We start from the raw sequence: 14190 nt of genomic DNA on the forward strand, positions 1-14190 counted from the left end.
TTTAATTATGATTTAATTGTTATCTTTTTTTGGAATTTTGCTCCCATAGCTAAGCATCTATTACTATGGGAGCATCTACCTCTAAACCTAATTTGCTGATTTAAGAAACTCTTCAATTTTTTTACTTTCATTTTCGGTAAGATTGGCCCTTACCCTCATATGGAGGCTAATGGTTTCCCAATCGGTATCGTTGTAATCTGCTGGAGATGGGGCAATATGACAGCGATTACAGGTCTCTCCCCAAAGCTGTGCACCTGATTTCTCTATCTTGAAATCATCAGCTGTATCCGCTACCGTTTCGGTGGGCACATCCGAATATTTTTTCTTGGTTGAAGAGCACGCAACCACCGTCAAACCCGTGATGGCCAGTAAGGCCAAGACTATCGATAATTTATATGTTGTTTTCATTTTTTTGCTTTTTATGATTCGATTAAAATCCTATGGCCCAATGCAGAAATAATCCATCTGTATTTGTGATTCCATTACCGTCATGGCCTCCTTCTGTTTCCGTGGTCTGGTAACTCAACTTGACTACAGAACGCCAGCTCAGCCAATAGTTGACGCCAAAGGCATACTGAACTGATTTTTCCTCCCATTCGGCACCCTCGGGAGCATTGAAATCTGAATATCTTCCAACAAACTCCAATTTCTTGACAAAGTCGTTGCTTGCCATTGTCGGCCTATAGCTCAATTGCCCATAAAAGGAATTACTTTGGTTATCAAAAGAGTATTCTTCTGCGATACCATCCTCCAGTTCTGTAAAAGTTGCCGTATCCACATTGGAATTATTGTATTGCGCCTTTACGTCAACTACGCCGCCTATTCCTGATATTTGTTTGACAAAGGAAAAATCCAAGGCATAGAGAAAGGCACCTATATCTTCATATTCTGAATCTTCTTCCCCCGTTCCACTAGTGGAATACGCTGAAAACCCTATTTCTGAGGAAGAATCAGAAAAAGGCAGCAACCCGATTCGACCTCCATAAGCCTTGGCAAGATTGGTGTCCTCATAATTCTCGAATTGAAGCATCCCCGCTTCTTCAGGTTCTAAACTACCGTCCTTGAGACGTGGACCGTTTGTGGAGTACACCGAATAGTTCAAAGTAGGGCCTCCCAAATCAAATGCCCCTCTTAATTCTACCCCTATACCCGAGGAAGGTGCAATCCCGTCATGCCCATAGCCCAAAGGCGTATTGGGCAATCTGTTAATCCATGCAGGATGCAAGCGTTCCATAAAAGTGCCAAATGGTAAAAGAAATTTTCCGGCCCTAACGGTCATGTTTCTATTAAGTACATACATAACGTCCGCATATTCCAAACCGGTTTCCAGTTCGTTCCCTTCAAGAACAAACTCTAGTTCTGCCTCGAACATCAGCCTATCTGAATGTTTATAAAGAAATATTGGGGCAAAGGCCGCACCCAAAAATGTGGATTCTGTTTCATCCCCAGAATCCATATACTCAAATCCTGTATGCCCGTAACCACGCAGCATAAATTGGGTCTTGCTCGGTTCAAACGTGTTATAGGTCTGGGCGTATGAAGTTGTACCTAAGACCACTACTATTAGAAAATATATTAGCTTTTTCATTGTTTCAAGGTTCTGATATAGTTAATCAATTCCCATCTTTTCTTTTCGGGAAGAGCGGTTTTATAGGAGGCCATGGGTGAGCGTCCTTCCTCTAGTTTCCAGAAAATTGCGCCATCGGTCTGGGCTTGGAACTCGGCACTGGTCAAATTGGTCGGTAGCGGCTTTAATCCTGCGCCACCAACGCCATCACCTTTGCCCTTGGCTCCATGGCAGACCACACAGAGCATTCTGTACGTCCTTTTCCCGTTTGCCACTGCATCTGTGTCCCCCTTTAAGGGGTTGACAATCTTATCGGCACTTGCAGGGGCTACCCATTTTTCTTGGGCATGGCCATTGAACCCGAGAATTAACAAACCTGTGACCATTATTATGGTCCAAATACGTATGTCTCTTTTGTTTTTCATTTTATTGGTATTGAATTGTTAGTAAATCTATTTTTTGTTGGATGTTTACATCTGCATAATTTTCGTTCTTATCTATATAATTTCGTCAAGGAAGCTTCTTTCCCATACTTGGCTGTTTTTATAATCTGTCATGCTCAATCCAGTAACATTTTTAAACTGTCTGGATAAATGGTTCACGCTACTATAATCAAGTAGATAGGCTATGTCTGAGAACGCATGCTGTTGCAACTGTATGAGCTCTTTGACCCTTTCGACCTTCAGTTTTATAAAGTACTTTTCAATGGTAATGTTCTCTTTTTTAGAGAAAATCTTGCTTAACATCTTATAATCCCGATGTAGTTCTGCCGCCAAATGTTCGGAAGTCTTTTCCTTAATATGTAAAGGAAGGTCTGTTACAAGTTCGATTAAGGTGATCTTGATATTCTCAACGATCATTTCCTCCTCGTTCTTGGCGATTTCAAATCCGTTGGAATGAAGCACCTCCGCTATTTTCAAATCGATTTTTTTATCAATTTCAGTAGTGATACGGACTGATAGTTTGCCCAGTTCAAGGGAAAGCACTTCTACACCGATTTCTTCAAGGTCCTGCTTTATGACCTTAAGGCACCGACTGCAGACCATATTCTTGATCCAGTATTCTCTCTGAGAATCCATACTTTAGGGTTTATTAAATGTTCTAATTGCTTGTGTCCATAAGGACTCATTATTATTTGGTATTTTGACCAATTGGAGCGAGTGTCGTTGGAATAAAGGGTACGACATTAGAGGGCAGAACGCGATGTCGGCCAACAAGAAGTACAGATTATTGGATCAATAATCTGTTTGAAAAAAAATCAAATAAGGAAAGTTTCATGAAGCACAAGAGTGTCCTTCTCTATCCATGGCGGATCATAATTTACAAAGGGAACGATGTTTTTATCTAGCCCTTCAAATCGATTTATATAGGTGTAAAAAAAGCTATGTAAGAAAACATAGTTTTCGATGCTGAATTCCGCGGTAACCTTTTTAACGTTGTCATCACCGGCCTTGCTAAATGTTTCATTCCTGCAACAATCCTCGGCTCCTACAGAACACTCCTTGGAAGGACTTTCGCTTTTTTGAACTTTATCATCACAAGATTTTGCCTTACCAAATACGGCAATATCCACTAATTTGTTACAACAGAAATGCATATCAGCGCTAAAGGATGTGGTCGCAAAAAGTATTGCGAACGTCAAACCGATGGATACTATTTTACGTAAAAAGCGCTTCATACTCTAAAATTAGCAAAAAACCGTTTGGGTTTTAAAATTACCTGTCAATTTAAAAAATATATAATAATCTCATTTTTATATAGTTACACTCAATTTAAATGACATTATTTTTCAAAAGTAACGTAAGTGATCAAACACAAACATGACGATCGTCATGTTTGTAAAAAAAGTTGAATGTAGCAACTCGAATAAAAGCTATTCTTGTTCTTTACTAAACACAATCAGCATAGTACTAAAAAAAATTGTTGACGCTTGCGGGTATAGGACAGTATAAATCGGATGCGTTCAAACACTCAATTAGACCCCCTTGTAGAGAAATTATTGATTTTACTATCTTCTATAATATGCGCTGAAGACTACATATTTGTTCTTTGCATACGATTTTTTAGCAAAAGACGTTTATTTTTAAAAAGTCTTTGTTATGGAAAGAAAACAATTTTTACGAAGTTTGGGTGCCGGTGCCGCGTTTGCCATTGTTTTTCCGTGTGTTCAAGGCTGTTCCAAAGATGGTAACGGAGACGTTTCCCCAGAGGATATGAGACCGATACCTACCGGAATCGATTTTACGATAGACCTTAGCTCCAACGAGGGTAATGGCTTACAGAACAACGGCGATTATATTTTGAAGGACTATGTGGTCGTAGTTAAAAATTTAGAAGGTAATTTTGTGGCGGCCAGTCAGATATGCAGCCATCAACAGACCGAGGAAGTTAGGTTTGTGGAGAACGACGGCGGTATTTACTATTGTTCTACCCATGGCGCACGCTTTGACCAAACCGGAAAGCCCTTGAACAGTATTACGAGCAACCCTTTAAAAATATTCCAGACTGAACTTACGGGAAACCTACTTCGGGTCTTTGAATGAATTAGACTGAGCTAAGGTTTGGGTATCGTTTTGATTTTCACATTTTTCAATTGAATGAGTGAGAGTTCTTCCAGTTGGTCATTTTCAAAAGCCTTCTCGATTTCATCAAAATCAATGCCGTCTTTTATTTTAGGTTGTAGGTTACGGTAATCCTGTATTACGACCCCATTAACGTTGCGCTGGTTGTAAGCTTCCCGAAACCGCATTCCCCCTTTGCCGGTAAAGTATTTATAGGCGAGGTAGTCCATACTATAATCCTTGACATCGAACCAATAGAGGAACACATCCTCAAAATCATCGCCACCGCCCTCTTGCTTAAAAGTAATACGGATTTTATAGTACTCCTTACCTTTTATCAAGTTTCTACCTTGGTCTTCTACAATGACCGCGGGGTCTTTGAGCCATAATGGAAGAAATGCAAAGTACATCACTGAATTTACCGAATTGGTATAGGCTTTCTCTCTTTTTTCGGTAAGGCTTATCAAGGTATCGGCCACATAGCGGACCAGCCCCTTATTGGTATAGACATCCCGTATTTCCGTGCCATCGCCTTTCTTGCCGATTCTTGTGTATTCAAATCGCCCTTGGTTTCTTTTGTATGTATACTGGTAATCCCTAAAATCAAATGAAGCCTTTGCATTTTTCAATTTTTCGGTTCCCGAAACCGCTATGGCCTTATCGATGATATCTTGTTGCGCAAAGGAAAGACTAAAAGATAGTATGGATATGATTATTGGAATCGAAAAAAAGAATGGTTTGTTGCTTACTTGTTTCATATAGTCCTTGATCGGTCCAGTTGTTTTTTGGTAATTCATTTTATTTCTTGTTTGTTTGTATTCCCTTATTTTTTTCATTAATAGCTTTGGTCTCCGTATGTAAAAAGTCCGGAGCCAAGAACTGTATCTGTTCCCGTATTTTTTTTGCCTTATCTTCTTCCCCGGTACTGACATATCGCAAATAACGATGGTAAAGCGCCCCCACTTTTACAAATCGAATTTCTTCCTCTGCTAAGTTGGAAAGATAGGGGTCCTTCCCAGCAGGAAGATTAGTATTTAATAAGGTCAACAAATCATCCAACTCCTTGCCTGTAATATAGCTTGCACTGCCCGAATTGGCTTGTTGCGATAGAATAGGTGCCTTAAATTCAATAGACCTTCTGTCATCGGTATTCAGTTCAACACCCGACAACCGATTTCTAATGGCCTCCAAGTTACCTAGATAAAAAAGACCGGCCATGTGGTTGTTTTCCGGGTCAATTTGCTTACCCACTACATGGACAATATTTTTGCGTAAGGTATTATCGTTAAGCTGTGAGCCTGCTTCCTGGCCAACGAGTACGATACTGGCCCGGTCCTTGGAAAAATCGGCCCGCCAGAGTGTCACTTGTGGATAAACGGCTGCAAATGTAGCGGCAATGGTATTGAAGTTCTCAGGTGTAAGCTGGTATAGCGGTAACCATTGCGCAAAGATGCCACCGGGCGATAATCGCTTTTTAACTTGTTCAAAATGTTCAAGGGTGTAAAGACTTCCCGTACCTGCATGCCACGGGGTAAAAAGGTCTCCGATAATAACGTCGAATTTCTTATTGGCGCCCAGAAGAAAGTTTCTGGCATCGTCAGCTACTATATTCGCCCGTTTATCTTTGAAAAGTCCATTGGTCCAAGGTGAAAAATAACGTTTTGCCGCAGTAACCACGTTGGACACCAGTTCAACGGCTACTACATTTTCTACATCATGGTTAAACGCCGCACCTGCCGTGATGCCGGTCCCCAGTCCCAAAAACGCCACATTTTTAGGTGCTGGATGTATCATAAGCGGAACATGGGCCTGCATTTGCTCGACCAAAAACGATTTCGAATCCCCGAGCACATAAAAATTATCTAATCGCATCTCTAAATTTCCCGCCAATTGTATTATAGAGACGACACCGTCGCTTGATTGCCAATAATCCAGTACTTTTTCTCCTGTTTTCAATTGTACAAGAGGTGGGTTTTTCAACACGAATATTCCGAAAATCAATGTAACTAGTAATAAAAGTTGAATAATTTTCTTTTTTCCGGATGCTGGGAAAACAATCAATAGAGCTAAGATGCCATACAGAACAGCAATGATTTTTATACTATTCCAGAGGCCGACCAAATCAAGTAGAACAAAACCTGCCACTACCGGCCCCACAAAGCCGCCCAACGAATTGTAGAGTACTAATTTGCCCGCGATTATCCCAGATGGCATATGGATTGTAGGGGCCGCTTTCAACAGAAAGGGAAACACGGCACCTAAAATAATAGTTGGAGGCATAATTACTATTAGGCTTAGTTTAAAGACGGACCATATATATGTAAGCCAAGATGCGTTCACTGCAAGGTACTCAAGTCCGTTTGTCACAGTACTGAATACCGTTGGAGATATTCCTATCAAAATTGCGGCCGAGGCCAACAATAAGATCAAAAGTTTTGTTGACGGCGCCCTTAGCCTTACCAGCACATGGGATAAAATACCGCCAAGCCCTAGGGATAAAAGGAACACTACCAATATTGCAGCGAACGAATAGACCGAATTTTGTAAAACTTGGGCGAACATTTTAGTCCATAAGGTTTCGGCCGCTAGTGCCAAGGCCCCGGAAAAAAAGGCGACCGTGATGAATTGGCCATAACCCAATTCGGATGTAGCGTAAGTGGATTTTTCGTGCTTTTCAGGCCAATCGAAGGCTTCAAGAGTAGCGGGGCGGGGAGTCTTATAAAAGCGGTCGATAACAAGCGCCAGAACCCCTACGGAAAGAGCCAGGGCCATGGCAAAGCTATAGGTTGCACTGACCCCGTACCTAGCTAACAAATAAAACGCGGCAGCAAAAGCACCTAGAGCGGCCCCTAAGGTATTTACGGCATACAAAATCGTTCCACGTCTTGAAAGGTCAATTCGGTTTTTCCCGATGTACTGTGCCAAAACGGGAAAGGTGCCTCCCATTAAAAATGAAGGAAAAAAAAGTAATGAAATACCAAATACAAACTTGATGACTAAGAGAACGCTTCTTGAAACCCCTAAAAAAGATACGATATCAGAATAGTATTTTTCATAGAAATGGAGGCCAGGAATCAACAAGAGTGCCGTTACGGCAATACCTAGCTCCATAAAGCCATATAAGCGAAGTGGCCGTTTAAAACGGGCGGAAGCCTTGCCAAAAAACCGTCCCCCAAGGGCCAATCCGAGAAAAAAAGCGGATAATGTTGCAGCCGTTGCATACGCCGCATTCCCGAACACAAGTCCCAGCCGGTACATCCAAATCACTTGGAATATAAGGCCAGCGGTGCCGGACAACAAAAACAAGGCACATAAGAAAATGAAGCTTCCAGAACGTTCAAATTTTGGAATCGCTAACAGGTTTTTCATAAAAAATGTAATTGACAACTTTGCCTTCAGCAAACTTAAAAAGAAAAGAGGCCCTAAAAAGCCTCCTCTCTTTTTTGTATGACATTTTCAAATATTTTCAATCCAAACAGCCAACATAATTGGGGTTGTTCGATTCTGACTGTGGGACTAGAAATTTAAGATTGGGATTATATTCCCCTCCCTTGAAATAAGGCCCCCATGGAAACACACTAGAGGGCATCATATCATAAACATCCACAAGTCTTCTTAGGTCTCCCAGTCGATGACCGGTACTGAACAACCAAAAGGCACGTTCTGAAAAATGGGCCAGCAACAGGTCTTCGCCACTAATTCCTGAGAGGTCTAACTCTGATAGACCCATTGCGGCCCTAAGTTCATTATGTATATTCTCGACGGTTTGGGCATCATCTGCACTAGCGGCCGCCTCGGCTTCGATCAACCTTGCTTCTATTCCTGAGGCCAAGGCCACGGGTACACTGGAGGAATTGAATTTGAGTTGGTTGTAATACAGGGTAATATCATCTTGTCCAAATTCCGTGCCCCCGTCCCAAGGTGTCCGGGGATCCATAGCGGAGCGGTACATTAGACCATTGCCGCCTTTGCCATCTGCTATAGAAAACTGACGGCGAACAGTGGTCATTATATAAATACCGTTCTCTTGTCTACGACTGTTGTCCGATTGTTCAATATTGTAAACAAAATCTGATGGAACAGCAGCTACTTCGCCAGCCGCGGCATCAATTTGTCCTAGGCCCAAAAGGGAGCGGGCCTTGCCTAACCGCCCCAGGTTGGCCAATTTATCGTTGCTGCCGGCGTTGGTGATGGCTTGATCAAACCATTCGACCGCAGCATTAAACATTTGCTCAGTAGTCAAAGGCTCCCCATAGATCAATTCACCTCCGTCGGCAGGTGCCTTGCTAAAGGGAACCCCACCGCAAAAGGTTTCTGCGAACATGACATAGGCATACCCAACGATACTTTGCATCTCGCTTTCCACTTCTGGATTTCCGCCGAAATTGGCAAGAAGGTCTATAGTAGTTTCGGCCCCGGTTCGTGATCTGTGCAGGTTACCATAAATTGTATTTATGTCACCGTTAATATCTTGAAGGTTTCGGGTATCAGCCTCACGTCTAGTGGGGAAGGTTCCAGAATAACTATACTCATCAGCCATAAGGCCGCTCATAACGATTAGGCCCGTGGTAGCCCCATGGCCTGCTGCGGAACCGCTCATGGCCACGGCAAGATCTCCCAAAGAACCCGCGCGTAGGGTTTGTATACCGGCTTCGCTATTAAGTGATTCCGGTGTAACAATATCAGGATCTGTAACTTCTACCACCGAATCGCAAGAAATACTCAACGATGTAAGTACAACCAAAACAACGACATTAAAGATCAATCTGGAATAGTTGTTTTTTATTTTCAGTAATGTTCTCATTTTCTTAGATTTTTTTATATTAAAAAGATAGGTTTAGCCTTGCTTTCCAAGAACGCACGGGTGGTTGACTGAGAAATTCCTCAGTAGTAAAATTGGCTTGCCCCTCAGAACTTATTTCCGGATCAAGTCCCGTGTAGTCGGTCCATACACCCAAGTTTTGCCCGGAAAGCGTCAGGCTTATACGATCAAAACCAAGTTGACTCGAAAAGGTGACAGGCGCATTATAGGTCAACGAAATTTCACGTAGCCTCCAAAACGAAGCATCTTCGATATAACCAGCATTAGTGCCCAAAAATTTTGATGCAACGGCCCTTGCCTGATCGGCAAGCGAGGCATTGGGATCGTTCAGTTCTTGGTTGTTACTATTCCCGTTTCGCCAAGTACCGGTGTTGTTATAAAGTTTTTGACCACCCCTGTAGTTTAAGAGTCCTCTTAGCACAAATTGATTTTCGAAAAAACTAAGTGTTGGGGTAAATGAAATATCGGTAGTGGCAAACGGCGTACCTAAGTACCCTACTTCCCCAACTTGTATCTCATCCTGCCCAATGAAACCATCGCCATTGGCATCGTTAAAAGTATAGGTTTCATCCCAGTAACCGCCAAGGGGAAAGCCTTCAACGTGACGTTGTTGACCAAAAATGACCGGTTGTATGCCCTCACCCAATTCTATCAATTCATTATCTATGAACGAACCCACAAAATCGACCCCAAAGAAAAACTTATCGGTTTCGATGATTCTTGTATTCAATCCAATTTCAATACCCGAGTTTTTAACGGAACCCAAATTTTCAAAGCGCCCTTCGCCCACGCCGAGCGATAAGGGCAATTGCCTAAATATAAGAGCATCTTCGGTACGTTTATTAAAATAGGTCATTTCAAAGCCAATTTTTTCGGACAATAGTTTCGCATCAAAGCCGAACTCAACTTCCGTTGACCGCTCTGGGGTTAAGTCGGAGTTTCCAACGCTGCCAATAGTGACCCCGGTAACACTTTGTCCGTCCAGTGTAGCGGCTATGGGATTGAAAAACCTCAGCGCATCATTGGTGCCCGGTTGTACCCCCGAGGCTCCCCAGGCTCCCCTAAGCCGTAACGAGCTTATGCCATATTTGTCGGAATCATTGAAAAATTCTTCTTCCGAAATCAGCCAAGAAGCACTCACTTTGGGGTAAAATACCGAATTGAACGAGGCACCAAAAGAACTCCCGCGATCGGCCCGTACGGCACCAGTCACGAACAATTTGTCATTAAAACCGATCTGTTCCTCCACAAAGACCCCTACGGTACGCGACTCGATGGTCTGTTCGTTACTTTGTGTTACTGCTGCCCCCGCAATAGAATTACTACCCGCAACCAACTGAAGACCGGTTGCGAAGGTGCCTTGCGAAAGATTCTGTAAATATTGGAATCCAAGGGAAGTTCTGGAATTTATGCCCTCCCAAAGATCTGTTTTGTAAGAACCTACGGCATCCAAAGTATAGACAAAATCGTTGAACCTATTAGAGAACCGGGCACCTTCGTCGTAGTTTAGAAAATCAGGGGCTTCACCCGTGGGGAAAAACTGACTGTCCCAACGGGATGTAAAATCTAGGCCTCCGGAGGCTCTTAGGTTCAATTTTTCAGAGGGTTGCCAAATGAGTTCAAGACCACTGGTAAAACGATTGATTATTTGCCGGGTGTCTATGGTAAACAGTTCATCGGGTGTAAATTCACCCCAACCGTTGTTGACATCTATGGTCGATGTACCATTTAGGCCCTGACTCATTAATGCGAGGGCAAAATTATCGTTCAAGGGAAGTTCCAGATTACTGTTGGTGTAGCCCGTGATCAAATTTACCTTAAGGTCATCAGTAATCTTGGCTCCGAAATTTCCCCGGAAATTCGTTCTTTTTATGTTATTGACGGGCAACACGCCTTCACCGTCGGTAAGACTTCCCGAAAGGAAATAGGTGAGTACTTCCGAACCTCCCGATACGCTCAACCCACCGCCATAAGACTGTCCGGTTCTAAAAGGCGAGGTACGCGGGTCGTTCAAGGGCTGAAAAGAATTGACCGTACTGTGGACAAAAGTGCCTTCGGCCGCTTCAAAGTTGAAACCGGGATTGCCTGCTGCGTCAAGTGCCTGATAGTTTTTGGGATAGGTTGTTACATCTTCTACCAAACCGCTCTCGAAAAATGCAGACCATCTTGGTTCTCCTTGTTTACCTTTTTTAGTGGTAATACGAATTACACCGTTGGCCGCAATAGATCCGTATAATGTTGCCGCGGAAGGACCCTTGATGATTTCGATAGACTCAATATCCTCTGGGTTGATATCATTTAAACGGGAAGGGGATTGCCCACCTGTTTCAAAAGAGATTGAATTTGCCTCGTTATTAATCAAAATACCATCAACATAAATTACTGGTTCGTTGGAAAGGGATGCACTGTTCGAACCCCTGATCCTAATGCGCGAGCCCATGCCTGTAGAACCTCCACTACTTGAAATCTGAACGCCGGTCGCCTGCCCCTGAAGTAGGTCCGAGACATTGCTTATCGGCCGCTGCTTTACGTCATCGGCAACGTTGAGATTCGCAATGGAATTTCCCATCTCAACCTTACGGCGCGCACCGGTTGCGGTAACGATTACTTCGTTCAAATCCATTGAACTTTGCATCATGGCAACGTTAATTACGTCTGCTTGTTTTACACTGATTTCACGTGAGGAAAAGCCAATATAGGAGAACACAAGAATATCGCCCTCAGAAGCTTCTATTTCATATTCCCCATCAAAATTGGTGGAAACCCCCTTAGTGGAGCCCTTGATGACAATACTCACTCCACCTAAGGGAATATTGTCTTGATCGGTTACCGTGCCAGTTACCGTCATAGTTTGATCCGGAACCTTTGGAGGATTGGATGAGGCCGGACTTGTACCGGAATTCAACGTTTTGCCGTTTTCAACCAACACGATAAGTTTTCTTCTAATTTCAAAAGAAACATTGGTTTCCTTTAGAACTATACCCATCAGTTCATCTATCTTGACTTTGTCGACGTTTACGGAAATACGTTTATTGATGTCTAAAGTGGAATTCTTATAAAGAATGTTGAAATCGGTCGTTTTCTCTATTTCTTCAAATACGGAGGCTATCGTAGCATCCTTCATGTTCATAGAAATATTGGATTTCTGGGAATACGTGTTATTTGCCTGAAGTTGAAAAAAGGCAACCAAAAGAAACAACATGGTAATTTTCATTTTCAGGTCTATTTTAATCGTAAAATACCTTTTACATAGTGTGTTTTTCATACTTTTGAGAGAGTTTAGAAATTGGTCAAATAGTTTTTAAATTCGTTTGGAATCATGGGATTGTTCCAGCAATCCCTGATTCTTTTAAGGTTCACTCCATACGCTTAGTTTTTAAGGTTAATTTTAATGTTATTGTTTTCAATGTTGTAGTCAAAACTTTTAATCCGTTGAAAAGCCTGTAGTATTTCCTCAATGGTTTCCGTTTTAAACCTTCCTGTATATCTTTCTTTGCTTACCTGCATATCCTTTATCTCGATTTTTACATCATAGTGCCTTTCAAGTTTTTTTGCGATATGATAAAAGTCTTCGTTCTTGAACAACAATATGCCATTTTTCCAAGCAATGTAACTGCTAACATCTATATTAGCAGTGGCTAGTTCATCATCGGAATAGGAATAGGAAGCCAGCTGATTCGGTTTTAGGATTACATCTCCCGAACCAATAGAATTATTCCGACCGACTGACAGACTACCTTCAACAAGTACCACTTGAATATGTTCGTCATCTCGGTAACTGGAAATATTAAATTCCGTCCCTAGGACCTTTGCATCAAGAAGCTGTGTGCTGACCGTAAATGGCCTTAAAGAATCCGGAGCAACGGTAAAGTAAGCTTCCCCTCTAAGAACAACATTCCTTGGGCCTTCGTCGTAAAATACCACTGGGTATGTAATTGAAGAACCCGAATTAAGGTATACTTCCGTACCATCGGATAGTACCAACTGAAACTTTTTCCCATAAGGTACATCCAAGGTGTTGAACACCAACCGATTCACCTTTTTTTGGTTCGATGCTACTTTTTTATAGGTAATTTTAGTGCCTTCTTGCTCTACCACATAAGCATTTGTAGTAGACACTATTCCGGTTGCCTTGTCATTTAAGGTTTCCTTTTTAGACCCATCTTCAAAAGTAATCGTGGCTTCTTTTTCAAGAATTACTTCAGGACTACGTTGCTCGTAAGCATAAATACCTAACATAAGAACGCCGACAAAAATCGCGGCATACCTGAGTAGTAAGTTCCTTTTTTTGACCCTGCCTGCGACGAGTCTAGCGTGATAAAAGGCCGATGTCAGATTTTTCTTTAGGTGTTCCGTACTTTCTTCTTCTCCAGCCCCGGTTATTAGATGATGAAGTTCCACCTCTTCCTGAAAGCTAGATTTATTTTTATCGACCCATTTGGCCAAAATATCAATCTCATCCAAAGTTGCCGTATTGGCCAAAAATTTGTGTATGATAATTTCTATTTTCTTGTTTTTCATTGATGATTTTTAGGAAAGTCCCAATTCATATTATGTAAACGATTGAACTATACAATACCCTTACTTTTTATTGTCAATAATCTATAATATTGATTTTTTTTTGTTAAAATAGCCTATGAATTCAAATAACTTGGATGAAAAAATTAAGGTTGAAGCAATCCAAAAAGGGGATAGGAAGGCTTTCAAAACAGTCATTGAGTCCTATTACAATGAAATCTACTGGTACGCAAAAAGTTTAAGCCGTAACGAAGCTTTGGCAAAAGATTTGGTGCAGGAAGCATTTTTCAAACTATGGAAGAAAAGGGATAATATAAAAAAGGGAACCATCGTAAAGGGATGGCTCTTCAAGTCTGTCCGAAACAATTTTTTGGACCATGTAAAAAAGTATAAGAAAGAAACTTATTTTTTCGAGACTACCTATGCCGAAACTTTGGACCATGTAATTGAAAGGGAATATCAAGAAGACTTAAAACATAAGGTGGAACTAGTTGAAAAAGAGATCGAACAGCTTCCCAAGAAATGCAACCAAGTATTTAAGTTAAGTAAGAAAGAAGGTCTAACCAATACTGAGATTGCGGAACATTTGGGTATCTCCATCAAAACGGTCGAAGGACATCTTACCAAAGCCCTCAAAATTTTAAGGGAAAAATTAAAAGAAAAAATTCAAGTGCTGTTTTTAATTCTTGGCCATGTGACGTAAAAAGGACAAATGTCCTTAC

The 14190-nt window shown here is 41.8% G+C and carries 12 protein-coding genes; 2 read left to right on the plus strand and 10 right to left on the minus strand.

The window, feature by feature from the left end; all coding sequences use genetic code 11:
• Positions 1–87: 87 nt before the first annotated feature.
• From IL356_RS14610 to IL356_RS14630, 5 genes are all read right to left on the minus strand, one after another.
• Positions 88–408: a hypothetical protein gene (locus tag IL356_RS14610; RefSeq protein WP_094997498.1), complete on the minus strand. Its 321-nt coding sequence runs from the start codon at positions 406–408 to the stop codon at positions 88–90.
• Positions 409–430: 22 nt separating this feature from the next.
• Entirely contained in the window at positions 431–1588 is a 1158-nt protein-coding gene (locus tag IL356_RS14615) for a porin family protein (RefSeq protein WP_121848276.1), read from the minus strand.
• Positions 1585–1992 (minus strand): c-type cytochrome, encoded by a 408-nt coding sequence (locus tag IL356_RS14620; RefSeq protein ID WP_121848277.1) that lies wholly within the window; start codon positions 1990–1992, stop codon positions 1585–1587. The genes IL356_RS14615 and IL356_RS14620 overlap by 4 nt, the downstream gene beginning before the upstream one ends.
• Before the next feature lie 72 nt (positions 1993–2064).
• A complete protein-coding gene (locus IL356_RS14625) occupies positions 2065–2646 on the minus strand; it encodes a helix-turn-helix domain-containing protein (protein WP_094997501.1) in 582 nt (193 codons plus the stop codon).
• Between the two features lie 179 nt (positions 2647–2825).
• Positions 2826–3245 (minus strand): HYC_CC_PP family protein, encoded by a 420-nt coding sequence (locus IL356_RS14630; RefSeq protein ID WP_094997502.1) that lies wholly within the window; start codon positions 3243–3245, stop codon positions 2826–2828.
• A 421-nt stretch (positions 3246–3666) separates the two neighbouring features.
• On the opposite strand from IL356_RS14630, the gene IL356_RS14635 reads away from it, so the two are divergent.
• Positions 3667–4110, plus strand: coding sequence for a QcrA and Rieske domain-containing protein (locus IL356_RS14635; RefSeq protein WP_094997503.1), 444 nt, complete (start codon positions 3667–3669; stop codon positions 4108–4110).
• An 11-nt stretch (positions 4111–4121) separates the two neighbouring features.
• On the opposite strand, the gene IL356_RS14640 is transcribed toward IL356_RS14635, so the two are convergent.
• The 5 genes from IL356_RS14640 to IL356_RS14660 form a co-directional block, all read right to left on the minus strand.
• Complete coding sequence (locus tag IL356_RS14640) at positions 4122–4925, minus strand: DUF6503 family protein (protein ID WP_162987833.1); 804 nt, start codon at positions 4923–4925, stop codon at positions 4122–4124.
• Between the two features lies 1 nt (position 4926).
• Positions 4927–7497 carry a spermidine synthase gene (locus IL356_RS14645; protein WP_121848279.1) on the minus strand — a complete coding sequence of 857 codons (2571 nt, stop codon included), beginning with the start codon at positions 7495–7497 and terminating at the stop codon, positions 4927–4929.
• Positions 7498–7594: 97 nt separating this feature from the next.
• Positions 7595–8932 (minus strand): hypothetical protein, encoded by a 1338-nt coding sequence (locus IL356_RS14650; RefSeq protein WP_121848280.1) that lies wholly within the window; start codon positions 8930–8932, stop codon positions 7595–7597.
• A gap of 19 nt (positions 8933–8951) precedes the next feature.
• Positions 8952–12215, minus strand: a complete 3264-nt coding sequence (locus tag IL356_RS14655) for a SusC/RagA family TonB-linked outer membrane protein (RefSeq protein WP_121848281.1) — start codon at positions 12213–12215, stop codon at positions 8952–8954.
• Between the two features lie 104 nt (positions 12216–12319).
• Positions 12320–13471, minus strand: a complete 1152-nt coding sequence (locus IL356_RS14660) for a FecR family protein (RefSeq protein ID WP_121848282.1) — start codon at positions 13469–13471, stop codon at positions 12320–12322.
• Positions 13472–13586: 115 nt separating this feature from the next.
• On the opposite strand from IL356_RS14660, the gene IL356_RS14665 reads away from it, so the two are divergent.
• Complete coding sequence (locus IL356_RS14665) at positions 13587–14171, plus strand: RNA polymerase sigma factor (RefSeq protein ID WP_121848283.1); 585 nt, start codon at positions 13587–13589, stop codon at positions 14169–14171.
• Positions 14172–14190: the final 19 nt, after the last annotated feature.

This window comes from Euzebyella marina (assembly GCF_014855515.1).
Classification (GTDB): domain Bacteria; phylum Bacteroidota; class Bacteroidia; order Flavobacteriales; family Flavobacteriaceae; genus Euzebyella; species Euzebyella marina.